Genomic DNA, 22,856 nt, shown 5'->3' with positions numbered 1-22,856 from the left:
GGTGGCATGCATGGCACTGCTTGGCAATCTGCGGCACCGGCCAGCGCGACGACTGAGCCAGCTGTACGCCGGGCTGGTCCTCTACGGGATCAGCATGGCCCTCATGGTCCGCTCCGGCCTGGGCCTCGACCCGTGGGACGTCTTCCACCAGGGCCTGTCCGAACGGACCGGGCTCTCCTTCGGCACCGTCACCATCGCGGTCGGCGCGCTCGTCCTGCTGCTCTGGATCCCGCTGCGGCAACGGCCCGGGCTCGGCACGGTCAGCAACGTGGTGGTCATCGGCCTGGTCGTGGACGCCACGCTGGCCCTGCTGCCGGACGGGGGCCCGCTCGGCGTCCGGATCGCGCTGCTGATCGTCGGGATCGTCGCCAACGGCGCCGCCACCGGCCTCTACCTCGGCGCCCAGCTGGGCCCCGGCCCCCGCGACGGCCTGATGACCGGCTTCGTCGCCCGCCGGCCCGGCTGGTCGATCCGGCTGGTGCGCACGGTCATCGAGGTCACCGTGCTGGCGCTGGGCTGGCTGCTCGGCGGCAGGGTCGGCGTGGGCACCGTCGCGTACGCGCTGGCCATCGGCCCGCTGGCACACCTGTTCATCCCGGTGTTCGCCGTGCCCGCGGCGGACACCGGCACCGCCACGCCGGACGCCGCGCCGGACGTCGCACCGGCCGGCTGAGCGCTCACCGACGGTCCCCGGACCGGCACGCCGCGGTGCTGCCGCGTGCCGGATGGTGGGTGGGTGTTCCCTTCCGCGACGCGCGCCGTCATCATCTCTGCATGGGGGAGAACGGTTGGCGCTGGACGGACGCCTGGATCTTCGTGTCGCTGGTCATCGCGAGCGGCGCCGGGCGGCACCGTCGGTCGGCGACCAGCCGCAGGCCGGAGGGCGTCCGCCTCACCGACGTGCTCTCCACCGCCGACCACCTCAACCACGCGATCCCGCAGCGGCACGAGGTGGAGGCCGCGGTCCAGCGTCTGGTCGGCGCCGGCCTGGTCAGCGTCGCCGACGGCTGGTTCCGGATCACCGGCGAGGGCGAGCAGCTCTGGCGCAGCCGCCCCCGCGCCGGCGTGGCGACGATGGTGGACACCGTGCAGGGCGTCCTGAGCCGCCGGCACGCGCCGGGCAGCGCCGACTGGATCCTCGACGAGGCCGACCACGCGGCGGCCGTCCAGGAGTACGTGGTCCGTTCGATCCCGACGCCCCGGCGCTCGCCGGAGGGGCAGTCCGGCGGGCACTGAGCCGGCTCAGCGCACCGGGTGACCGCCCCGGCGCAGCGCGTCCTTGACCTCGGCCACGGTCAGCTCGCCGAAGTGGAAGACGCTGGCGGCGAGCACCGCGTCCGCGCCGGCGCCGATCGCCGGCGGGAAGTGGGCTACCTCGCCCGCGCCGCCGCTGGCCACCACCGGCACGTCCACCACCGCCCGCACCGCGGCGATCAGCTCCAGGTCGAAGCCCGCCTTGGTGCCGTCGGCGTCCATCGAGTTGAGCAGGATCTCCCCCGCGCCCAGCTCGGCACCTCGCCGCGCCCACCGCACCGCGTCGATGCCCGTACCGCGCCGGCCGCCGTGGGTGGTCACCTCGAAACCGCTCGGGGTGCTGTCGGTCGTGGCCCGGCGCACGTCGAGGGACAGCACCAGCACCTGCCGTCCGAACCGGTCGGCGATCTCGGCGATCAGCTCGGGCCGGGCGATGGCGGCGGTGTTCACGCCGACCTTGTCCGCGCCGGCGCGCAGCAGAGTGTCCACGTCGGCGACCTGCCGGACTCCACCGCCGACGGTCAGCGGGATGAACACCGACTCGGCGGTGCGGCGCACCACGTCGAGCATGGTGCCCCGGTCGCTGGACGAGGCGGTGACGTCGAGGAAGGTCAGCTCGTCGGCGCCCGCCCGGTCGTACGCCGCGGCCAGCTCCACCGGGTCACCGGCGTCGCGCAGGTCGAGGAAGTTGACCCCCTTGACCACCCGCCCGGCGTCCACGTCCAGACAGGGGATCACCCGCACCGCCACCGTCATGCCGCGAGCCTATCCTCCGTACGCGCCACGGCGGTCGACCCGATCGGGTCGACCGCCGTGAACGAGGTCCGGCTCACACCCGGACGAGCATCTTGCCCAGGTTCTCGCCGCGCAGCAGGCCGAGGAACGCCGCCGGGGCGTTCTCGATGCCGTCGACGATCGTCTCGTCGTAGGACAGCGTGCCGTCGCGCAGCCAGCCCGCGACGTCGCGCACGAACGTCGCCCGCACGTCGTTGTGGTCGTTGACCAGGAAGCCGCGCAGGGTGAGCCGCTTGCCGATGACCAACGCCAGGTTGCGCGGGGCGGCCGGCGGCTCGGTGGCGTTGTACTGCGCGATCATGCCGCAGATGGCGGCCCGACCGTGCAGGTTCATGGCCGAGATCGCCGCCTCCAGGTGGTCACCGCCGACGTTGTCGAAGTACACGTCGACGCCGTCCGGCGCGGCCGCCCGCAGCGAGTCGCGGACCGGCCCGTCGTGGTAGTCGAAGGCGGCGTCGAAGCCCAGCGCCCGCAGCCGCTCGACCTTGGCCGCCGAGCCGGCGCTGCCGATCACCCGGCCGGCGCCCTTGAGCTTGGCGATCTGACCGACCAGGCTGCCCACCGCGCCGGCCGCGGCGGAGACGAAGACCGTCTCGCCGGGCTTCATCGCGGCCACCTCCAGCAGCCCGGCGTACGCGGTCAGGCCGGGCATGCCCAGCACGCCGAGGTACGCGTTGACCGGGGCCAGGCTCGGGTCGACCGGACGGGCGGCGGTGGCGTCGAGCAGCGCGTACTCCCGCCAGCCCAGCCCGTGCAGGACGGTGGTCCCGACGGCGGTGTCCGCCGCCTCGCTGGCGACCACCTCGCCGATCGCGGCGCCGTCCAGCGGCGCGTCGAGCGCGAACGGCGCCACGTACGACTTGACGTCGTTCATCCGCCCCCGCATGTACGGGTCGACGGACATGTACTGGTTGCGGACCACGATCTGGCCCGGGCCGGGCGTCGGCACGTCGGTCTCGACGAGCCGGAACGTGTCCTTGGTGGGCCAGCCCTGGGGGCGGCTGGCCAGGTGGATCTCGCGGTTGCTGGTCACGGGGTGGTCGTCCTCTCGTCCGCGGTGGTGGCCTGGGTCCGCGACGTCACGCGGCCAGGGTCTCGCGGACGGTCAGCGCGACGTCGACGTTGCCGCGGGTGGCGTTGGAGTACGGGCAGACCTGGTGGGCCTGCTCGACGATCTGCTCGGCGGCCTCGCGGGGCACGGCGGGCAGGTCGACGACGAGCTGCACGGTGAGCCCGAACCCGCCGCTGCCGTTCGGGCCGATGCCCACCTCGGCGGCGACCACGGAGCCGGTCACGTCGGCCTTCGCGCGGCGGCCGACCAGCCGCAGCGCGCTGTGGAAGCAGGCCGCGTAGCCGGCGGCGAAGAGCTGCTCGGGGTTGGCGGCGCCGCCGGTGCCACCCATCTCCTTCGGCACGGCCAGGTCGAGCGTGACCGTGCCGTCGGAGGTCTCGACGTGGCCGTCACGGCCGTCGCCGGTGGCGGTCGCGGACGCGGTGTAGAGCACCTGCATGATGGTCACTGCTCCTTCTGTCGGTGGATGGTGTCGGTGACCCGGGTGAGGGTGTCGCGCAGCGCGACCAGCTCGGCGATGCCCAGCCCGGTCGCCCGGGCGATCTGCAGCGGGACCTCGTCCACCTGCTGCCGCAGCTCCCTACCCTGCTCGGTGAGGCCCACCTCGACCCGCCGCTCGTCGCGCGCCGACCGCCGCCGCACCACCAGGCCCGCCCCCTCCAGCCGCTTGAGCAGCGGGGAGAGCGTGCCGGAGTCCAGTCGCAGCTCGGTGCCGAGCTCGGAGACCGTGGGGGCGTCGTCGGGGCGCTCCCAGAGCACCAGCAGCACCAGGTACTGCGGGTAGGTCAGCCCGAACTCGTCGAGGATCGGCCGGTAGACGTCGGTCAGGGCGCGCGACGCGGCGTAGAGCGCGAAGCACACCTGCCGGCGCAGCACCAGATCATCGGTCACCACCAAACCGTAGCCCGCGATTAAGTTGTGCACAACCGATTTGCCGACGGTCCGGCCATGACGACGGTCACCGCAGCGACCTCAGCCGTCGCCGAGGTACGCCTCCAACTCCACCTCGACCAGATGCTCCGGATCCAGCAGACCGGCGACCACCACCAACGTCGCCGCCGGCCGGACCGCGCCGAAGACCGCGTTGTGCGCCCGACCCACCTCGTCGGCGTGCAGCCGGTCCGTCACGTACATCCGGGTCCGGACCACGTCCCCCGGCCCGGCACCCACCTCGGCGAGCGCCGCCAACCCGATCCGCAGCGCCTGCGCGGTCTGCGCGGCGGGATCACCCACGTGCACCACACGACCGTCCACCGTGGCCGTGCAGCCCGCCGTCCAGGCCCGATCGCCGGCCCGCACGACCCGGGAGTAGCCGTACTGCTGCTCCCACGGGCCACCCGAACCCAGCCGGGTGACCGTCATGCCTCGGCCAGCGTCCGCAGCGCCTCAGCCACCGTGAAGGCGCCCGCGTACAGCGCCTTGCCGGCGATCACACCCTCCACACCGAGCGGCTCCAGCGTGCCCAGCGCCCGCAGGTCGTCCAACGTCGACACGCCACCGGAGGCGATCACCGGCCGGTCGGTGCGGGCGCACACCTCCCGCAGCAACTCCAGGTTCGGCCCGCGCATCGTGCCGTCCTTGGTGATGTCCGTGACCACGTACCGGGTAGCGCCCGCCTTGTCCAGCCGCTCCAACACCTCGTACAGGTCACCGCCGTCGCGGGTCCACCCACGCGCCGACAGGGTACGACCGCGCACGTCCAACCCGATGGCCACCCGGTCGCCGTACTCCCCCACCACCCGGTCACACCACACCGGGTCCTCCAGCGCGGCGGTGCCGATGTTCACCCGGGCCGCCCCGGTGCCCAACGCGGCACGCAACGACTCGTCGTCGCGGATACCGCCGGACAACTCCACCTTCACGTCCAACTGACGCACCACCTCGGCCAGCAGGTGCGCGTTGGTGCCCCGGCCGAACGCCGCGTCCAGGTCGACCAGGTGGATCCACTCCGCGCCGTCCTGCTGCCAGGCCAGCGCGGCGTCCAGCGGATCGCCGTAGATGCTCTCGCTACCGACGGCGCCCTGCACGAGCCGGACGGCCCGGCCGTCGGCGACATCCACGGCGGGTAACAGGGTGAGGCTCAACGTGTTCTCCTCGATCAGGTACGACGGTCCAGGGCGATCACGACGATCGCCGGCAGTACGAGCAGCAACAGCACGATCAGCGCGACACGCAACGCCAGATCGTCGACGAACGTCCAGATCAGGATCAGCGCCGCCCCGGTGAGCAGCACGATAGCCGCCCGCTCGCCCCGCGTGTGCCGGGCCAGCCGGCCCGACCGGCCCCGACGCAGCCGCGGCGTCAACCCGCGAACCACCGCCCGGCGGCGCTGCCGGCGAGCCACCCGACGCTGCCGCACCGCACGCTCGCGCGCCTGCTCCGCCTCACGCTCCGCCCGACGGCGGGCCCGTTCCCGACTCACCGCGCACCCCGCCCGCCGGTCAGCGGGCGTCGACGACGCTCACTCACCGGTGGGCAACATGGCGAGCCAGTTACGCAGCAGCGCGGCACCGGTGTCGGCGGACTTCTCGGGATGGAACTGGGCCGCCGACAGCGCGCCACGCTCCACCGCCGCCACGAAATCCGTGTCATGGTGGGCCGTGGTCACCGTGGCACCGGCCGCCGTCAACGCCGCCGGGTCACCCATCGCGTACGAGTGCACGAAGTAGAACCGGCTCTGCGCTCCCAGGCCGGCGAAGAGCACCGACTCCCGGGGCGCCCGCACGGTGTTCCACCCCATGTGCGGCAACCGGGTCGCGGCCAACCGGGTCACCCCGCCCGGCAGCAGACCCAGCCCCTTGGTCACCACACCGTGCTCGTCACCGTGCTCGAAGAGCACCTGCATGCCCACGCAGATGCCCAGCACCGGCCGGCCGGCGGCCACCCGCTCGGCGATCACCGGACCCGCGCCGAGCGCCTCGATCCCCGCCATGCACGCCGCGTACGCGCCAACCCCCGGCACCACCAGACCGTCGGCGGCGGCCGCGGCGGCCAGGTCGTCGGTCACCCGCACGTCCGCCCCGGCGGCGGCCAACGCCCGCTCCGCCGAGCGCAGGTTGCCCGACCCGTAGTCGAGCACCACCACGTCGGCGCTCACGAGCCCGACCCCGGGATCAACCGCAGCACCCCCGCAACCGTGGCGAGCACCGCCAGCAGCCCGGTGATCACCACCGCGCCCCTCGGCGCGCCCTGCCGGTGCAGCGACCAGGTGCCGCCCACCAGCACCCCGGCCAGGATCAACAACAACGTCGGCAACGCGGCCCCCATCAGAGCCACCTTCCATTCGCGACTGCGGGGCTCCGCTCCGCTGCACTCCTCGCGCTCATCAGAGAGCGCCCTTCGTGCTGGGGATCGCCCCGGCGGCACGCGGGTCGATCGCGGTAGCCTCGCGCAACGCCCGGGAAACCGCCTTGAACTGCGCCTCCACCACGTGGTGCGCGTCCGGGTGACCACCCGGGCGGGCCGCCCGCAGCACGTCCACGTGCAGGGTGATCCGGGCCGCCTGACCGAACGACTCCCAGATGTGCCGGGTCATGCTGGTCGGATACACCGGCCCGATGTACGGCGCCAACGCGGGCTCGTCATGCACCACGTACGGCCGACCGGACAGGTCCACCGCGGCCCGGACCAGCACCTCGTCCATCGGCACGGTCGCCGACCCGTACCGCCGGATGCCGGCCTTGTCGCCCAGCGCCTGGTCGAACGCGGCGCCCAGGGCCAGGGCGGTGTCCTCCATGGTGTGGTGCGCGTCGATCTCCAGGTCGCCCACGGTGCGCACGGTCAGGTCGTAGCCGCCGTGCCGGGCGATCTGGTGCAGCATGTGGTCGTAGAAGCCCACGCCGGTGCTGATCTCGGCGGCGCCGGTGCCGTCGAGGTCGATCTCGACGAGGACCTTGGTCTCCTTGGTGATCCGCTCCACCCGGGCGGTCCGGCTCATCGCAGGTTCTCCATCGCAGAAAGGAAGGCGTCGGTCTCGGCGGGCGTGCCGGCGGTCACGCGCAGCCAGCCGGGCAGGCCGACGTCACGCACCAGCACCCCGTGGGCCAGCAGGGCGCGCCAGGCGGTGGCCTGGTCGCCGCCCACCTCGAAGAGCACGAAGTTGGCGTCGCTGTCGGCCACCCGCAGCCCGCGCCCGCGCAGCGTCGCCACGATCCGGTCCCGCTGCGCCATGATCGCGCTCACCGTACCCAGCAGGGCGTCGCGGTGGGCGAGCGCCGCGCGCGCGGCGGCCTGGGTCAGCGCGGACAGGTGGTACGGCAGACGGACCAGCTGCACCGCCTGCACCACCGCCGGGTCGGCGGCCAGGTAACCCAGCCGTCCACCGGCGAAGCCGAACGCCTTGCTCATCGTCCGGGTCACCACGAGCCGCGGGTGGCCGGGCAGCACCGCGAGGGCGCTGACCGTGCCGGGCCGGGCGAACTCGGCGTACGCCTCGTCGACGACCACCATGCCGGGCGCCGCGTCCAGCACGGCGGCGACCACCGCCGGGTCCAGTGCCGTGCCGGTGGGGTTGTTCGGCGAGCAGAGGAAGACCACGTCCGGCCGGTGCTCGCGGACCTCGGCGACCGCCTCGCCGGCGGTCAGCCCGAAGTCGACGCCGCGCCGCGCCGGCACCCACCGGGTGCCGGTGCCGAGCGCCAGCAGCGGGTGCATCGAGTACGCCGGGACGAAGCCCAGCGCGCTGCGCCCCGGACCACCGAACGCCTGGAGGAGCTGCTGCTGGACCTCGTTGGAGCCGTTGGCCGCCCACACCTGCTCGACGGTGAGCCCGTGGCCCAGGTAACCGGCCAGGTCGGCGCGCAGCGCCACCGCGTCCCGGTCCGGGTAGCGGTTCAGGTCACGCAGCTCGGCGGCGAGCGCCTTGCCGATCGCCTCGACCACCGGCTCCGGCACCGCGTACGAGTTCTCGTTGGTGTTCAGCCGCACCGCGACGTCCAGTTGCGGCGCCCCGTACGGCGACAGCCCCCGCAGGTCGTCGCGGATCGGCAGATCGTCGAGGCCCGTCACGCCGACGCTCCCGGGAAGCGGGCCTGGACCGCCTGGCCGTGCGCGGGCAGGTCCTCCACGGTCGCCAGGGTGACCACGTGCGGCGCCACGTCACGCAGCGCGGCCTCGGTGTACTCGATCAGGTGCACACCGCGCAGGAACGACTGCACGGACAGCCCGGACGAGTGCCGGGCGCACCCGCCGGTGGGCAGCACGTGGTTGGAGCCGGCGCAGTAGTCGCCGAGCGACACCGGCGACCAGGCGCCCACGAAGATCGCCCCGGCGTTGCGCACCCGCAGCGCCCACTCCCGGGCGTCGACCGTCTGGATCTCCAGGTGCTCGGCCGCGTACGCGTCGACCACCCGCAGCCCCGCCTCCAGGTCGTCGACGAGGACCACGCCGCTCTGCTCACCGGTCAGCGCGGTGGTCACCCGCTCGGCGTGCTTGGTCGCCGGCACCTGCCGGGCCAGCTGCTCCTCGACCGCCTCGACGAGCGGCACCGACGGGGTGACCAGCACGCTCGCGGCGAGCGGGTCGTGCTCGGCCTGGCTGATCAGGTCGGCGGCGACGTGCGCCGGGTCGGCGGTGTCGTCGGCCAGGATGGCGATCTCGGTCGGGCCGGCCTCCGCGTCGATGCCGACCACGCCGCGCAGCAGCCGCTTGGCGGCGGTCACCCAGATGTTGCCCGGGCCGGTGATCAGGTCGACCGGATCGCAGCGCAGCTCGCCGGCCGGGTCCACCGCCGCGCCGTACGCCAGCATCGCCACCGCCTGGGCGCCGCCGACGGCGTACACCTCGTCGACGCCGAGCAGCGCGCACGCGGCGAGCACCCGGGGGTCGGGCAGGCCACCGTTGTCCTTCTGCGGCGGGCTGACCACCACCAGCGACCGCACGCCCGCCGCCTGGGCCGGCACCACGTTCATCACGACGGTTGACGGGTACATGGCGAGCCCGCCGGGGACGTAGAGGCCGACCCGGTCGACCGGCAGCCACCGCTCGGTGACCGTGCCACCGGGCACCACCTGGGTGGTGTGGTCGGTGCGGCGCTGGTCGGCGTGCACCTTCCGGGCCCGGCGGATCGACTCCAGCAGCGCGGCTCGCACCGCCGGGTCGAGCACCCCCTCGGCCTCGGTGATCGCCTGCACCGGCACCCGCAGCACGTCCGGCGAGATGCCGTCGAACCGTTCGCTCGCCTCCCGGATCGCCGGGTACCCATGCTCCCGGACCGCCTCCACCAGCGGGCGGATCCGCTCGACGGCAACCGACACGTCGAGCTGGGCACGGGGCAGCAGGCGGCGCGGGTCTCCGAGACCGTTGCGCAGGTCGATCCGATTCAGCACCCTTGCGAGTCTAGGCGGCCCGGCCGCAGCCCACCCGAGCCGCCCGCCCGGCGGGACGGTGAGCCGGGCCACGCCCCGGCGGGCGCGATTCGTTAGGCTCGACCATGTGACCGCACGGCTGCCGGTGTTCCCGCTCGCAACGGTGCTCTTTCCCGGGTTGGTGCTGCCACTGCACATCTTCGAGGAGCGCTACCGGGCGCTGGTCCGGCATCTGGTCGACCTGCCCGAGGGCGCGCCGCGCGAGTTCGGGGTGGTGGCCATCCAGGCCGGCTGGGAGGTCGCGCCCGCCGGTCCCGGCGCACGCCCCACGTCCGGCGTCGGCGACGTCACGCTGCACGAGGTGGGCTGCACGGCCGAGCTGCGCCAGGTGACCGAGCTGGCCGACGGTGGCTTCGACATCGTCACGGTCGGCCGGCGCCGGTTCCGCATCGACGAGGTCGACGAGAGCGCGGCTCCCTACCTGACCGCCCAGGTCGAGTGGCTGCCCGAGCCGGCCGGGCCGGACGAGGTGGCCGACCTCCTCGCCGCCCGGGTCATCGCGGTGTTCCGGCAGTACCTGGGCCTGGTCCGCTCCGACCCGGAGGAGATCTCCGAGCAGCTTCCGGACGACCCGACGGTGCTGTCACACCTGGTGGCGGCCACCGCGGCGCTGACCGTCGACGACCGGCAGCGGCTGCTGGCGATCGACGACACCGCGGCCCGGCTCCGCGCCGAGCTGCGGCTGCTCAACCGCGAGGCGGCTCTGCTGCGCCAGGTGCGGGCGGTTCCGGTGCCGCTGTCGGAGCTGGCGTCCCCGCCGACGCCCAACTGAGCGCCGCCGGGTCGGGCTCGGGCCGCAGCGACGGCCACCGCGACCAGCCGGCCAGCAGGGTGTACGTGATCGCGGCGCCGAACGCCGGCAGCAGCAGGTTGCCGTGCGGCACCGGCAGCACGCCGAGCAGCCAGTCGACGCCACCGGCGCGCAGGTCGGCGGGTTTGGTGAACGCCTGACCAGCCGGTGCGGTGTCCAGCAGCCGGTCGAAGGTGGCCAGGCCGACCCGCCGGCCCACCTGCCACGCCACCGGCGCGGCGGCCAACGCGCCCAGCACCGCGGCGAGCAGCCCGACCGGGCCACGTCGGCGACGCAGCACGAACCATAGGACGAGGGCCGCGAGCACCCCGAAGGCGAGCCCGAGCAGGCTGAACCAGCCGTCCGCGGCGATCGGCTGCTCCGGCTGCGGCTCGGCGTAGATCGCCCCCTCGGCGGTCTTGAGCACCGGGGTGTCCGGCGCGAGCACAGCCCAGAGCAGCCCCAACGGCGCGCCCAGCACGGCGAACGCGAGCGCGAAGCCCAGCACCGTCACCACCGTGCGCAGCGGGCGACGTGGCTCGTCGAAGGTCAGCTCCAGCGAACTCTGGTACGCCGTCGAGGCGGGCACGTGGCCCGGGTCGAATCCGCCCGGGGGTGTCGCGGCCGACGGCTCGTTCGCCGGCGGTGTCACGGCCGACGCTCGCGGCGGCGCGGGTCGGTCGGGATCGTCGACGTGCCGCTCAGGGTCGGGGTTGTCCGGGCTCACCCGATGATCCTCTCAGGCCCGGTGGCGGGCCGGGGCGCCGGTGGCGGCAGACCAGCTCACCGGGCGAACGGCTCCACCATCATCGCCGCCGCGCGCAGCCACGCCTGCCGGGTCTCCGGCTGGAGCTGGTGGTACTCGATCGACGATCCGGTCTCCAGCGCCGGGTCGTACGGCACCACGGCCACCCCTCGGGTGCGGGTGGCGAAGTGCCGCTCCAGGTCGTCCTGGAGGGCAGAGCGCCCCGGCGTGGGGCAGGAGATGAGGGTGATCGCGTTGTCGGCCAGCTCGCTCATGCCCTCCTCGTGCAGCAGGTCGAGCATCCAGTCGGCGCTGAACGCCGCGTCCTCCCGGGGCACGGTGGTCACCACCAGCTGGTCGGCGGCCTGCATCACGGTGCGCCAGTTGGGGCTCTCCACGTTGTTGCCGGTGTCCACGCAGACCACGTCGTGGGTGCGGCGCAGCAGCTCCAGCACCCGCTTGACGGTGAACTGGTCCAGTCGCTGGGCGAAGCGCGGGCTCTCCTCACCGGCCAGCACGTCGTACGAGCCGTCGGAGGCGTGCCGCAGGAAGTCGTCCAGCCGGTCCAGCAGGGTCGCGCCCTCCAGGATCTCGATCTGGGCCAGCTCGCCGATCAGGTGGCGGATCGTCCGGGCGTGCCGGGCGCTGCCCGCGCGCAGCCCGAGGGTGCCGCGCAGCTCGTTGTCGTCCCAGGCCAGCACACCTCGGCCGCGCACGCTGCCGACGGTGGCCGCCGCGAGGACGGTGGCGGTGGTCTTGTGCACCCCACCCTTGGGGTTGGCGAACGCGAACACCCGGGGCGTGCCCAGATCCCGGCGGAGCACCCCGGTGGCCCGCTCCACCTCCTGGTCGACGCCCTGCGGACGCCATTCGACGCGGGCCGGGTAGCCGCGCTCGGCGATCGCCGAGCTGACCGGCGGGACGGGCGGCGCGACGACCGGTGGCGCGGGTGGCGCAACGACCGGCGGGGCGGGTGGCGCGACGACCGGCGGCGGGGCGGCCGGCGTCGGGGGCGCCGCCACCGGGTAGCCCGTCTCCGGCTGGTAGCCGGTCTCCAGCAGGGCGTACCGCGACTCCACCGAAGGCCCGCCCTGGCGGTAGCCGTTGTCCAGCAGCGCGTAGCGCGACTCGACCGAATCGGGGCGTTGCGGCGGCGACTCGGGCTCGGCCCGGTACGTCGGCTCCGCCCGGTAGTCCGGCTCAGGCCGGTACGCGGGCTCGGCCCGGTAGGCGGGTTCCGCCCGGTACGCCGGCTCGGACCGGTAACCCGGCTCGCCCCGGTAGTCCGGTTCGGCCCGGTAGTCCGGCTCGGCCCGGTAGTCCGGTTCGGCCCGGTAGTCCGGCTCGGCCCGGTAGTCCGGCTCGGCCCGGTAGTCCGGCTCGGCCCGGTAGTCCGGCTCGGCCCGGTAGTCCGGCTCGGCCCGGTAGTCCGGCTCGGCCCGGTAGTCCGGCTCGGCCCGGTAGTCCGGCTCCGCGCGGTACGCGGGCGCCGCCCGGTAGTCCGGCTCCGCGCGGTAGGTCGGCTCGGCCCGGTACGCGGGATCGACCCGGTAGGTCGCCTCGGCCCGGTAGGCGGGCTCCGCGCCGTACGACAGCTCGGCCGGATGCCCGATGGCCGGCGCGCGCCCGGCGTACCCGTTGGGGGCCGCACGTCGCGGCAGCGGATCCGGTGCTGGCTCCTCGGCCCGCCGGTCGGGCTCCGCCTGTTCCGCGCCATGGCCGCCCCGCCGGGCGCGGTCCAACAACGCCCGCCACCGCGGCGCTGGTTCGGCCGGCCGGCCCCAGCCGGTCTCACTGCCCTCCACGGCCCGCCCTCCCAGCACCATCGATCTCCGTCTGACAGGCTACGAAGCAAACACTATTCGGACCACACCTGGCGACGCACACCACCCGGCACAGATCACGACGGGCTGGGCGCCAGCGGCCCGGCGCCGGTCGCGTCCGGGGAGGTGGTGACGCTCGGCGGGGGCGGCTCGGTCGACTCCGTCGACGACGGCTCCGGTGACGGAATCGTTACGACCGGTGCGGGTTCCGACGATTCGCCCACCGGCACCGAGGGCTCGGGCGCGGGTGGTGTCGACACCGCGCGCACCTGCGGGCTCGACGTCGGGCTGGGCCCGGTGTCGGCCGGCGGGCGGACCACATCGCGCTGTTCGGGAAGTGGTGGTGTGAAGACCGCGCGGTCCAGCCGGTACACCTCGGGGGCGGGGTCCACGGCCCGGACGTCCGGCCGGGCCGCCACACCGCGCAGCACCTCGGGGCCCGCCCGGACGACCGCCGCGTAGACGCAGGCGCAGCCGGTGCGGTACGCCGCCGCCTCGGCCGACGCCACCTCGGCGTCGTCGGCGTACCGCACGCGCAGTTCCCGCTCGTCGACGCCGTCGCCGGTCATCTCGGCGGCCCGCTTTCGATAGTCGGCCGCCTCGGTGTCCTTGCGGGCCGCCACCTCGACCATCCCGGCGACGACGTCGTCGGGCACCCGCAGCGCGGGGATCCTCACGGTCTGCCGGCCGGGCAACGGCACCCGGCCGAAGACCGTCGAGACCGGCACGTCGCCGAGCACCGCCGCCAGTCGCTGCGGCGGCAGGTACGCGTCGAGCGTGACCAGGGCATAGGTGCCGTCGCCGGCGGTCGGGGCCGTGCTGGGCAGTGCGGCCAGGTCCGCCGCCGCCGAGCGCAGGTAGCCGGGGACGGAGTCGCCGTCGGTCACCCCGACCCGGGTCACCTCGCCCACCGTCCGGTCGCCGACCGGGACGTCGTCGGCCGCCCAGACGGCGGTGCCCAGCACCGCCGCCATGGACAGCAGCGCGGCCCAGGTGAGCACCCCGGAACGCCCCGACCGGTCGCCCAACCGGGCGACGGCCCGGGTCAACGGCGGCAGCAGCCGTTGGTCCAACTGCCGCAGCAGGTCGCCGGCGCGCACGGGCGGGATCCCCTCGTCGGATCGGTGTCAGGCGGTCGCCGCTCTAGTCACGCAGGATCTGAAGCGCGCGGTCCAGGTCGTCAGGGTAGTCGCTGACGAACCGGACCTCGTCCCCCGTTCGGGGGTGCAGGAAGCTCAGTTCGCGGGCGTGCAGCCACTGTCGGGCCAGTCCGAGACGGGCCGAGAGGGTGGGGTCGGCGCCGTACGTGAGGTCACCCACGCAGGGGTGGCGCAGGGTGGAGAAGTGCACCCGGATCTGGTGGGTCCGGCCGGTCTCCAGCCGGACGTCGACCAGGCTGGCCGCCGGGAACGCCTCCAGGGTGTCGTAGTGGGTGATGCTCGGCTTGCCGCCGGAGACCACGGCCCACCGGTAGTCGTGGGTCGGGTGCCGGTCGATCGGCGCGTCGACGGTGCCGCGCAGCGGGTCGAGGTGTCCCTGCACCACCGCGTGGTAGCCCTTGTCCACCTCGCGGTACTTGAAGGCCCGCTTCAACGCCGTGTACGCCTGCTCGCTCTTGGCCACCACCATGATCCCGGTGGTGCCGACGTCGAGGCGGTGCACGACGCCCTGCCGCTCGGCGGCGCCGCTGGTGGAGATGCGGTGCCCGATGGCGGCGAGCGCGCCGATGACGGTCGGCCCGGTCCAGCCGGGGCTGGGGTGCGCGGCGACGCCCACCGGCTTGTCCACCACCACGATGTCGTCGTCGGCGTACACGACGCGCAGGCCCGGCACGGCCTGCGGCACCACGGTCGGCGGCGCGACCGGGGCGGGCAGCGTGACGTCCAGCCAGGAGCCGGCCTTGACCTTGTACGAGTTGGGCCGCGCGGCGCCGTCGACCAGCGCGTCCCCGGCGTCGACGAGGGCCGCGGCGGCGGTGCGGGAGAGCCCGAAGAGGCGGGACACCGCCTGGTCCAGGCGCATCCCGTCGAGGCCGTCGGGCACGGGCAGGGACCGGTGGTCGCCGCCGGCGGCGAACGCGGAGGTCATGCCCGCTCCCGCTGGTCGGCGGCGGCCCGGGTGGCGTCCGCGTCGGTCGGGTCGCCGTCGCGGCCGGCGCGCCGGCCGTCACGCTGGCGGCCGGTCAACTCCAGCAGTACGGCCAGCAGCACGCCGCAGACCAGCGAACTGTCGGCCAGGTTGAACACCGGCCACACCTGGCCGAACGGGTCGAAGAGGCTGATCATGTCGACCACGTGCCCGTGGAACGGGGAGGGCGCCCGGAAGATCCGGTCGACGAGGTTGCCCAGGGCACCGCCGAGGACGAGGCCCAGCGAGACCGCCCAGGGCAGCGACCGCAGGCGCAGCGCCATCCAGACGATCCAGCCGACCACACCGATGGTGATCAGCGGGAAGATCCAGGTGTGGTCCGAGCCGATGCTCCACGCCGCACCGCTGTTGCGGGTGAGGCTCAGGTAGACCAGGCCGCCGAGCAGCCGGACCGGCTCCCGGTCGGTCAGCGCGGCCAGCGCGAGGTGTTTGGTGACCAGGTCGGCCAGCAGGGCCACCAGGGCGACCCCGGCGAGGATCGCGACGGCCCGGGGCCGGGGCGTGCCGCCACCCGGCTCACTGCGGCCCGGTTCGGCGGGCGGTGCTGCGGTCATGCGCTCCCCATCGAGGTGTCTCGGCGGTGATCGCTCACCGTCTCATCGCCGCCGGGGAACGGACCTCAGCGCCGCTCCTCCAGCTGCTTGCACGTCACACACAGGGTGGCCGACGGGAAGGCGGCGAGGCGCTCGACCGGGATCGGGTTGCCGCACCGCTCGCACCAGCCGTAACCACCCTCGTCCAGGCGCTCGAGGGCGCGCTCGACCTGCGTGATCCGTTCCAGAATGCTGTTGGCGAGTGAGATCTCCTGCTCACGCTCGAACGTCTTGGTGCCGGTGTCGGCCTGGTCGTCCCCGGCCGAGTCGGTCAGCCGGTCGCGCTGCAGCTCGGTGATCTCGCTCAGCGTCTGATCGTACTCGGCGCGGAGCTCGTCCCGCCGCGCCGCCAGCGCCGCGCGGATCTTCTCGGTCTCCGCCGCGCTGCGGGTGACCTTGGCCACCGGCTTGCGGCCGGCGGTCCTCGTGTCGGCTGGCTTCGCCATGGGTCGCTCCCTCGGCCGCGGAACCGCATGGTTGGCGGCTCCTGGTCAGGGGGCGCCAAACCAGGGCGTCCCCTTTGTACGAAAAGGGGCGCACGGCGTCGATGGCCGCGCACTCCGGAGGTTGGCAAGAATACGGAACGTACAGGCGTCCGACAACGTGGCGCACCGTCGCACCGCTTAACTGCCCCGAGCCCTGCCTAACTGGGGCAAAGGGAACGCTAGCAGATCAACCGTCCGACTCATCCCCGTACTCACCAAACCATCGGGCCAGCCGACCCCGCCGGCTCACCGCCCGCAACCGCCGTTCGGCGGCGTCGCGCACCCCCGCGGTGGCGACGATCAACAGACTGTCGCCGACCTTCAGACGGGTGTCCGGTCCGGGCACGAAGCCCACCCCGTCGCGCAGCACCAGGGTCACCGAGGCGCCCACCGGCAACCGCAACTCGTCGACGTGCACCCCCGCCAGCCGGGACCCCTGCGGCACCTCCAACTGCAGCAGGTCGGCCCGCATCCGCTCCAGCGGGGCGGTCTCCACGTGGATCTCGGTGGCCTCGGCCGGCGCGGTGATCCCCAACCGGCGGGCCAACGGGCCGAGCGTCCCGGTCTGCACCAACGTGAAGATGACCACCAGCACGAAGACCGCGTCGAAAAGACGCTCCGCGCCCGGCACGCGCTCGGACAGCGGGATGGTGGCCAGCACGATCGGCACCGCCCCGCGCAGCCCGGCCCAGGACAGGAACGTCTGCTCGCGCAGGCCCACCCGGAACGGCAGCGCCGACGCCGCCACCGACAACGGTCGCGCCAGCAGCACCAGCGCCAGCCCCGCGACCACCGCCGGCAGCACCGCCGCGTCCAGCCGGGCCGGCGCGGCCAGCAGCCCGAGCAGCACGAACAGACCGATCTGCGCGAGCCACGCCAACCCGTCGGCGAAGCCGAGGATCGCCCGCCGGTGCGACAACCGGGCGTTGCCCAGCAGCACCCCGGCCACGTAGACGGCGAGGAACCCCGAGGCGTGCAGCACCGCGCCGGCCGCGTACGCCAGCACGGTGATCCCCACCGCGGCGATCGGGTACAGGCCGGCCGCGGGCAGCGCCGCCCGACGCAACGCCCACGTCCCGGCCACCCCGGCGACCACACCCACCGCGGCCCCGACGGCCAGCTCGTAGACGACCAGCCCGGTCTCGTACCACCACGGGTGCGCCCAACCCGAATGGGACAGCAGCACCACCAGCAGCACCACCGGGGCGTCGTTCATGCCCGACTCGGCCTCCAGAGTGGCCACCAGCCGCGGCGGCAGACGCAGCCGGCGCAGGGTCGCGAAGACCGCCGCGGCGTCGGTGGACGACAACACCGCGCCGTAGAGCAGCGCCAGGCGCCAATCCAGACCCAACAACAGGTGTACGGCCACACCCACCACCACGATGCTGACCACCACGCCGACCGTGGAGAGCGCGGAGGCCAGCCCGAGCACCGGGCGCAACGCGCTCCACCGGGCGGTCAGTCCACCCTCGGCGATGATCACGATCAGCGCGCAGAACCCCAGGGTCCGGGTCAACTCGACGTCGTCGAAGCGGATGCCCAGCCCGGCCTCGCCGATCGCCACACCCAGCGCCAGGTAGACGAGCAGGCTGGGCACCCCGAGGCGGGTCGAGAGCCGGACCGCGCCGACCGCCACCAGCAGCACGCCCGCACCGACCAGCAGCGCGATGTCCAGCCCCGGTGTCACCGCTGCCCGGCCCGGACGTTCCTCACTCGGCGGATCCGTCGCGCAGCCGGCAGAGCAGCCCGGGCAGGGCCGGGTCGGGCCGGTCGACGAGGAAGAGCTTGTCCCGGCTGGCCGCGCCGGCCCGCAACGACACGGCGGCCGGCCGCACACCCAACGCGCCGGCGAGGGCCCGACGGGCGGCCTCGGTGGCGCGACCGTCGACGGCCGGCGCGTGCACGGCGATCACCAGGGCGGGGCCGTGCGGGCCGTCGAAGCGCCCGCCGACCCGGTCCCGGGACGCGCCGGGCTTCACCCGTACCGCCACGGTGAGCGTGTCCTGCGCGGGCACCGGGGCGCCGTTTCAGATCGGTCGGACGTCGGCGAGCAGGACGGTGGCCGGCGTGCAGAGCGCGCACGGAGTGAAGCCCAGCTCGACCGCCTCGGCGACCGGCAGCGTCTCGGGCACCCGGCCGGCCAGGTGCGGACAGCGGGCGAGGTGGTAGCGGGGCCGACCGTCCACCACCTCGACGGGATCGGGCAGCCGAGCCACCCGCGCCGCCTCGGCGGGGGTGATCGACTGAGCGGCCGGCTCGTCGGCCAGCGCCTCGAAGGCCGACACGTCGGGGTCGGACGCCTCGTCCTGCGGTGCGGGGCTCACCGGCCGGTGCAGCGGCGACGCGTCATCGGCCGGGGTCACGAACGGTGTGCCCCGGTCGACCGACGCGTCGAACGGTGAAACGTGGTCGGCCGGCGGCTCGGGTGGTTGCCGCCACCCGGTGCCGCCGGCACCAACCGTCGAGGGCATGTGCTGCACCGGCACGTCCGGCTCGACCAGCGGCGGCCCGTACGGGACACCCGGCGTGGCCTGGCTGGCCGTGCGGGGTGCGCCGGCGGCGCGCCGGTCGGGTCGTCCCGGAGCCGCCGTGGCGCGGTTGGCGGCTGCCTGGCGGGCGCCGGCCACCAACGCCACAGCGGCCAGCAGACTGGCCGCGATGGAGATGATCAACATGATGCTGGAGCCACCGGCCAGGCCGAGAACCAGCAGCACCACCGCGACGAGGATGAGCAGGAGACTCGCAACTATCACGGCTCACCCCCGCCGCTTCGTACCGTCCGGGCGGGGCCGGCGACCGTCACCATTGGCGGACAGCGATCGCCGGCCGGTGCTCAGCGTCCGGCTTCGAGGGCGCCGGAGCGCCCGCCGCCGTACGACCCGGCGAGGCCCGCGGCGGCCAACCCGTTGCCGCCGGCGACCCGGCCTGCCTCGGAGCGGGTCATCTCGGCCTCGAGACCCTGGCCGCGACCGTCGAGGTCACGCAGCTGGCTCTCCAGGTACGCCTTGAGCCGGGTGCGGTACTCGCGCTCGAACTGCTTGAGCTCCTCGATGTGCTTCTGCAGCGCCGTGCGCTTGGCGTCCAGGCCGCCCATGGCCTCCTGGTGCCGCTGGCGGGCGTCCCGCTCGAGGGCGTCGGCCTTCGCGCGAGCCTCGCGGGTCACCTCCTCGGCCTTGCTGCGGGCCTCGGACAGCAGCTGGTCGGCCTCGCGGCGGGCGTCGGACACGTGGTCGTCGGCGGTGCGCTGGGCCATCATGAGGACCCGCAGGGCCTGCTGCTCACCGTCGCCGGTGACACCGGCCGGACCGCCGGTCGCGCGGACCTGCTCCAGCTCGGCCTGCATCGCACGGGCAGCCTGCTCGGCCGCCGACTTGTCGCGCTGCACCCGGTCCAGTTGGGCCTTGACGTCGTTGAGCTCCGCCGCCAGTCGGGCGTCGCCGCCGGGGCCGGCGGGGGCACCGCCACGGCCGCCGCGCTCCACCTGGGCGCGCAGCTCGTTGTTCTCCTCGATGAGACGGGCGAGCTCGCGCTCGACCTCGTCCAGGAAGGCGTCGACCTCCTCCTCGTCATACCCCCGCTTGCCGATCGGCGGCTTTTTGAAGGCGACGTTGTGGACGTCGGCCGGGGTCAGCGGCATCGAAACTCCTCGGGTCAGTTGCGGCCGCGAAAGCGCGTCGGTCATCAGGCAGATGCCCTGATCGACGGCCCTAACACGAACTCCATCAGCACGAACAGGATAACCAGGAGCACAAGGGAGGCCAGGTCGATGCTCACGGTACCAATTCGCAGCGGAGGGATCACACGCCTCAACGCGTTGAGAGGGGGATCAGTGACGCTCCACACGGATTCCAATCCTGCCGATGCTCCGCGCCCCGGCTGCCACCGGCGGCCGTACTGCAGGACGGCGCTCAACACGAACCGGGACAGAAGAAGCAGCAGGAAGACATAAAGGATCAGGTACAACACTTGCAGCAAGATCGACAACACGGTCAGCGACGTCCCTCGGGTCGGGCGGGATCAACTCAGACTGAAAAAACCGCCCTCAGCGATCTTGGCCTTGTCCTCCGCGGTGACCTGGACATTGGCCGGTGAGAGCAGGAACACCCGATTGGTCACGCGCTCGATCGTACCGCGCAGCCCGAACGCCAGCCCGGCGGCGAAGTCCACCAGACGGCGGGCATCGGCCTCGTCCATCTCGGTGAGGTTGATGATCACCGGGACGCCGTCGCGAAAGTGCTCACCGATGGTGCGCGCCTCGCGGTAGGTCGTCGGGTGCAGCGTGGTGATCTGGTACCGCTGCTCCTCCTCCGGAGCCACCACCCGCTCACGCGTCGTGGCCTGCGGCGCGAGGGCCAGATTGTCCCGGGTGTGGTAGGTCAGCGCGCCGGAGGTCTCGCCCGCCGACGAGCGGGTGATCGACCGCACGCTGGACCGCTCGACCCGCTCCGGACGCTCACCGTCACCGCGATCGGACTCGCTGACCCGGCCGTTCGCCCGCTCGGAGAGCCGACCCCGCTCACTGACCCGCGGCCGGGGAGCCGGCGGCTCCTCGGTGTCGTCGTCGTCCTCGTCGGCGAACTCCTCGGCGTACCGGCTCTGCCGGTACCGCGAGTCACGGTAGCCACCCTTGTCGTAGCCACCGTCGTCGTAGGCCCGCTCGTCGTCTTCTTCGACCAGACCGAGCCAGACCCCCGCCTTGCGCAGTGCACCCATCCCGCGCCCTTCCGTCCGCCGTGCGGCACGCGCCCCCGTGCCATGTCGCCCGTCGCGAGTGGACAACCATGCCCATCGGACCGGAACGGCAATCCCCTGGCACGCGATTCGCGTCGCGTGCCACGACCCCCCGAACAGGAGACGCCGTTCCTGAAACAACACTGATGTAATTTGCTTGTCTCGCGGTCAGGCTACCGCAGCGTGGAGCGCATTCCGAGCAACGCGCTTCCGACGCGGACATGTGTCGCGCCGTATCGGATCGCGATTTCCAGGTCGCCGCTCATTCCGGCGGACAGGGCGCTCGCTCCCGGATGGAGTGTCCGGAACGTCTCGGCCACCTCGGCCAGCCGGGCGAAGGCCCGCTCCGGCGGCCACCCCAACGGCGCCACCGCCATCAGACCGGCCAGCCGCAACGACGGCGCGTCGGCCACCGCCTCGGCGACCGGCTCCAGCCCGTTGCCGGGATCGGCCGAACCGGGCACCGCGCCACCCCGCGCCGGGTCGCCGTCGATGCTCACCTGCACCAGGGCCTCCAGCGGGCGCTCCCGGTCCACGGCCGCGCTGGCGAGCGCACGGGCCAACCGGACGCTGTCCACGGAGTGCACCACGTCGGCGTAGCGGACCACCGAGCGGGCCTTGTTGCGCTGCAACTGGCCGATGAAGTGCCACCGTGGGCCGACCCCGGCGGCGGCCACCTCGGCGGCCTTGCCGGCAGCCTCCTGGTCGCGGTTCTCCCCCACGTCGGTCACCCCGAGCCCGGCCAGCGCCAGCACGTCGCTGGCCGGGTAGGTCTTGGTCACCGCGATCATCGTGACACCGGCGACGTCCCGGCCGGCGTCGGCGCAGGCGTCGGCGATCCGCGTCCGGACCTGGGCCAGGCCGGCCGCGAGTTCGGCGCGCCGATCCGGTCGTACCGTGGCTGAGCTGTCGGTCATCGGCGGAGCTCAGGACCCGTTCTTGAGGAAGTCAGGCACGTCCACGTCGTCGAAGAGCACCCGACGCGGCGACTGGGCCGGCGCCGGCGTGACCGGCGTCGGCACCGGGGTGCTCTGCGGCGACGGCTGGTTGGTGTTGGTCTTACGCGCCGGCTCGGCCGCCTTGTACGCCGGGGTGCCGCCGTCGAAGCCCGCCGCGATGACCGTCACGCGCACCTCGTCACCGAGCGCGTCGTCGATCACCGCACCGAAGATGATGTTGGCGTCCGGGTGGGCTGCGTCGGTGACCAGCTGCGCCGCGTCGTTGATCTCGAACAGGCCCAGGTCGGAGCCACCGGCGATGGAGAGCAGCACGCCGCGCGCGCCGTCCATGCTCTGCTCCAGCAGCGGGCTGGAGATGGCCGCCTCGGCCGCCTCGACCGCACGGTTCTCGCCCCGGGCGCTGCCGATGCCCATCAACGCGCTGCCGGCGCCACTCATCACGCTCTTGACGTCGGCGAAGTCCAGGTTGATCAGACCCGGGGTCGTGATCAGGTCGGTGATGCCCTGCACACCGGAGAGCAGCACCTGGTCGGCGGTACGGAACGCGTCCATCATGCTGATGTTGCGGTCGCCCAGCGCCAGCAGCCGGTCGTTCGGGATGACGATCAGGGTGTCGCACTGGTTGCGCAGTTCGTCTATCCCCGACTCGGCCTGCACCTGGCGGCGCTTGCCCTCGAAGGAGAACGGCCGGGTCACCACGCCGATGGTCAGCGCGCCGAGCTTCCGGGCGATGTTCGCCACCACGGGCGCGCCGCCGGTGCCGGTGCCGCCACCCTCACCGCAGGTCACGAAGACCATGTCGGCGCCCTTGAGCACCTCCTCGATCTCGTCGCGGTGGTCCTCGGCGGCGTTCTTGCCGACGTCCGGGTTGGCACCCGCGCCCAGACCACGGGTCAGCTCACGGCCGACGTCGAGCTTGACGTCGGCGTCACTCATCAACAGCGCCTGGGCATCGGTGTTGATCGCGATGAACTCGACGCCCTTGAGCCCAACCTCGATCATCCGGTTGACGGCGTTGACGCCGCCACCCCCGATGCCGACGACCTTGATGACCGCCAGGTAGTTGTGCGGAGGTGTCATCTCCGGTCCTTTCCTT

29 protein-coding genes are annotated in these 22,856 nt (G+C 73.5%); 3 read left to right on the top strand and 26 right to left on the bottom strand.

Annotation, left to right across the window (positions count from 1 at the left end; genetic code table 11):
* Positions 1 to 10 precede the first annotated feature (10 nt).
* Positions 11 to 673 carry a hypothetical protein gene (locus O7620_RS03425; protein WP_278121829.1) on the top strand — a complete coding sequence of 221 codons (663 nt, stop codon included), beginning with the start codon at positions 11 to 13 and terminating at the stop codon, positions 671 to 673.
* A gap of 101 nt (positions 674 to 774) precedes the next feature.
* Complete coding sequence (locus O7620_RS03420; RefSeq protein ID WP_151492047.1) at positions 775 to 1,236, top strand: hypothetical protein; 462 nt, start codon at positions 775 to 777, stop codon at positions 1,234 to 1,236.
* 6 nt (positions 1,237 to 1,242) lie between these two features.
* On the opposite strand, the gene hisF is transcribed toward O7620_RS03420, so the two are convergent.
* The 12 genes from hisF to hisD form a co-directional block, all read right to left on the bottom strand.
* Positions 1,243 to 2,010, bottom strand: coding sequence for an imidazole glycerol phosphate synthase subunit HisF (hisF, locus tag O7620_RS03415; RefSeq protein ID WP_278121828.1), 768 nt, complete (start codon positions 2,008 to 2,010; stop codon positions 1,243 to 1,245).
* Between the two features lie 73 nt (positions 2,011 to 2,083).
* Complete coding sequence (locus O7620_RS03410) at positions 2,084 to 3,082, bottom strand: NADP-dependent oxidoreductase (protein WP_151492045.1); 999 nt, start codon at positions 3,080 to 3,082, stop codon at positions 2,084 to 2,086.
* 46 nt (positions 3,083 to 3,128) lie between these two features.
* On the bottom strand, positions 3,129 to 3,560 hold the full coding sequence (locus O7620_RS03405) for an organic hydroperoxide resistance protein (protein ID WP_151492051.1): 432 nt from the start codon (positions 3,558 to 3,560) through the stop codon (positions 3,129 to 3,131).
* Between the two features lie 5 nt (positions 3,561 to 3,565).
* Positions 3,566 to 4,012, bottom strand: a complete 447-nt coding sequence (locus tag O7620_RS03400) for a MarR family transcriptional regulator (protein ID WP_151492044.1) — start codon at positions 4,010 to 4,012, stop codon at positions 3,566 to 3,568.
* 81 nt (positions 4,013 to 4,093) lie between these two features.
* Positions 4,094 to 4,483 carry a RidA family protein gene (locus O7620_RS03395; RefSeq protein WP_278121827.1) on the bottom strand — a complete coding sequence of 130 codons (390 nt, stop codon included), beginning with the start codon at positions 4,481 to 4,483 and terminating at the stop codon, positions 4,094 to 4,096.
* The gene (priA, locus tag O7620_RS03390; RefSeq protein WP_278121826.1) at positions 4,480 to 5,205 is read right to left on the bottom strand and encodes a bifunctional 1-(5-phosphoribosyl)-5-((5-phosphoribosylamino)methylideneamino)imidazole-4-carboxamide isomerase/phosphoribosylanthranilate isomerase PriA; all 726 of its coding nucleotides are present in this window, start codon (positions 5,203 to 5,205) and stop codon (positions 4,480 to 4,482) included. Before priA ends, O7620_RS03395 begins: the two co-directional genes overlap by 4 nt.
* A 14-nt stretch (positions 5,206 to 5,219) precedes the next feature.
* Positions 5,220 to 5,543, bottom strand: coding sequence for a hypothetical protein (locus O7620_RS03385; protein WP_151492041.1), 324 nt, complete (start codon positions 5,541 to 5,543; stop codon positions 5,220 to 5,222).
* 39 nt (positions 5,544 to 5,582) lie between these two features.
* A complete protein-coding gene (gene hisH, locus O7620_RS03380) occupies positions 5,583 to 6,218 on the bottom strand; it encodes an imidazole glycerol phosphate synthase subunit HisH (protein WP_278121825.1) in 636 nt (211 codons plus the stop codon).
* The gene (locus tag O7620_RS03375) at positions 6,215 to 6,388 is read right to left on the bottom strand and encodes a hypothetical protein (protein WP_192580428.1); all 174 of its coding nucleotides are present in this window, start codon (positions 6,386 to 6,388) and stop codon (positions 6,215 to 6,217) included. The genes hisH and O7620_RS03375 overlap by 4 nt, the downstream gene beginning before the upstream one ends.
* Positions 6,389 to 6,446: 58 nt before the next feature.
* Positions 6,447 to 7,058 (bottom strand): imidazoleglycerol-phosphate dehydratase HisB, encoded by a 612-nt coding sequence (gene hisB / locus O7620_RS03370; RefSeq protein ID WP_151492039.1) that lies wholly within the window; start codon positions 7,056 to 7,058, stop codon positions 6,447 to 6,449.
* Positions 7,055 to 8,128 (bottom strand): histidinol-phosphate transaminase, encoded by a 1,074-nt coding sequence (locus O7620_RS03365; protein ID WP_278121824.1) that lies wholly within the window; start codon positions 8,126 to 8,128, stop codon positions 7,055 to 7,057. The genes hisB and O7620_RS03365 overlap by 4 nt, the downstream gene beginning before the upstream one ends.
* Complete coding sequence (gene hisD / locus O7620_RS03360; protein ID WP_278121823.1) at positions 8,125 to 9,447, bottom strand: histidinol dehydrogenase; 1,323 nt, start codon at positions 9,445 to 9,447, stop codon at positions 8,125 to 8,127. Before hisD ends, O7620_RS03365 begins: the two co-directional genes overlap by 4 nt.
* 106 nt (positions 9,448 to 9,553) lie before the next feature.
* Between hisD and O7620_RS03355 the strand changes: the two genes are divergently transcribed.
* A complete protein-coding gene (locus tag O7620_RS03355; protein ID WP_278121822.1) occupies positions 9,554 to 10,258 on the top strand; it encodes an LON peptidase substrate-binding domain-containing protein in 705 nt (234 codons plus the stop codon).
* Here the strand turns inward: O7620_RS03355 and O7620_RS03350 are convergent.
* The 14 genes from O7620_RS03350 to ftsZ all read right to left on the bottom strand — a co-directional run bounded on the left by O7620_RS03350 (position 10,173) and on the right by ftsZ (position 22,840).
* Positions 10,173 to 11,003 (bottom strand): DUF2567 domain-containing protein, encoded by an 831-nt coding sequence (locus tag O7620_RS03350; RefSeq protein WP_278121821.1) that lies wholly within the window; start codon positions 11,001 to 11,003, stop codon positions 10,173 to 10,175. The genes O7620_RS03355 and O7620_RS03350 overlap by 86 nt on opposite strands.
* Before the next feature lie 56 nt (positions 11,004 to 11,059).
* On the bottom strand, positions 11,060 to 12,826 hold the full coding sequence (locus O7620_RS03345) for an AAA family ATPase (protein ID WP_278121820.1): 1,767 nt from the start codon (positions 12,824 to 12,826) through the stop codon (positions 11,060 to 11,062).
* 95 nt (positions 12,827 to 12,921) lie between these two features.
* Positions 12,922 to 13,944 carry a hypothetical protein gene (locus tag O7620_RS03340; protein ID WP_278121819.1) on the bottom strand — a complete coding sequence of 341 codons (1,023 nt, stop codon included), beginning with the start codon at positions 13,942 to 13,944 and terminating at the stop codon, positions 12,922 to 12,924.
* 43 nt (positions 13,945 to 13,987) lie between these two features.
* Positions 13,988 to 14,932: an RluA family pseudouridine synthase gene (locus tag O7620_RS03335; protein WP_151492262.1), complete on the bottom strand. Its 945-nt coding sequence runs from the start codon at positions 14,930 to 14,932 to the stop codon at positions 13,988 to 13,990.
* On the bottom strand, positions 14,929 to 15,546 hold the full coding sequence (gene lspA, locus O7620_RS03330) for a signal peptidase II (protein ID WP_278121818.1): 618 nt from the start codon (positions 15,544 to 15,546) through the stop codon (positions 14,929 to 14,931). The genes O7620_RS03335 and lspA overlap by 4 nt, the downstream gene beginning before the upstream one ends.
* Positions 15,547 to 15,611: 65 nt before the next feature.
* Positions 15,612 to 16,031: a TraR/DksA C4-type zinc finger protein gene (locus O7620_RS03325; RefSeq protein ID WP_151492260.1), complete on the bottom strand. Its 420-nt coding sequence runs from the start codon at positions 16,029 to 16,031 to the stop codon at positions 15,612 to 15,614.
* Between the two features lie 226 nt (positions 16,032 to 16,257).
* The gene (locus O7620_RS03320) at positions 16,258 to 17,757 is read right to left on the bottom strand and encodes a potassium/proton antiporter (protein ID WP_278121817.1); all 1,500 of its coding nucleotides are present in this window, start codon (positions 17,755 to 17,757) and stop codon (positions 16,258 to 16,260) included.
* A 22-nt stretch (positions 17,758 to 17,779) separates the two neighbouring features.
* Positions 17,780 to 18,085 (bottom strand): DUF167 domain-containing protein, encoded by a 306-nt coding sequence (locus tag O7620_RS03315; protein WP_151492258.1) that lies wholly within the window; start codon positions 18,083 to 18,085, stop codon positions 17,780 to 17,782.
* Positions 18,086 to 18,097: 12 nt separating this feature from the next.
* Positions 18,098 to 18,823, bottom strand: a complete 726-nt coding sequence (locus tag O7620_RS03310) for a hypothetical protein (RefSeq protein WP_151492257.1) — start codon at positions 18,821 to 18,823, stop codon at positions 18,098 to 18,100.
* Between the two features lie 80 nt (positions 18,824 to 18,903).
* On the bottom strand, positions 18,904 to 19,707 hold the full coding sequence (locus tag O7620_RS03305; protein ID WP_139586062.1) for a DivIVA domain-containing protein: 804 nt from the start codon (positions 19,705 to 19,707) through the stop codon (positions 18,904 to 18,906).
* A gap of 44 nt (positions 19,708 to 19,751) precedes the next feature.
* Positions 19,752 to 20,057 (bottom strand): YggT family protein, encoded by a 306-nt coding sequence (locus O7620_RS03300; protein ID WP_030334503.1) that lies wholly within the window; start codon positions 20,055 to 20,057, stop codon positions 19,752 to 19,754.
* 30 nt (positions 20,058 to 20,087) lie between these two features.
* Positions 20,088 to 20,783 (bottom strand): cell division protein SepF, encoded by a 696-nt coding sequence (gene sepF / locus O7620_RS03295; protein ID WP_151492255.1) that lies wholly within the window; start codon positions 20,781 to 20,783, stop codon positions 20,088 to 20,090.
* Between the two features lie 191 nt (positions 20,784 to 20,974).
* Positions 20,975 to 21,718, bottom strand: coding sequence for a YggS family pyridoxal phosphate-dependent enzyme (locus O7620_RS03290; RefSeq protein WP_278121816.1), 744 nt, complete (start codon positions 21,716 to 21,718; stop codon positions 20,975 to 20,977).
* Between the two features lie 9 nt (positions 21,719 to 21,727).
* Positions 21,728 to 22,840 (bottom strand): cell division protein FtsZ, encoded by a 1,113-nt coding sequence (gene ftsZ / locus O7620_RS03285; RefSeq protein ID WP_151492253.1) that lies wholly within the window; start codon positions 22,838 to 22,840, stop codon positions 21,728 to 21,730.
* Between the last annotated feature and the right edge of the window lie 16 nt (positions 22,841 to 22,856).

Origin of the sequence: Micromonospora sp. WMMD710 (assembly GCF_029626045.1) — a bacterium.
Classification (GTDB): Bacteria; Actinomycetota; Actinomycetes; order Mycobacteriales; family Micromonosporaceae; genus Micromonospora.
This window is presented reverse-complemented; position numbering and strand designations above follow the sequence as displayed.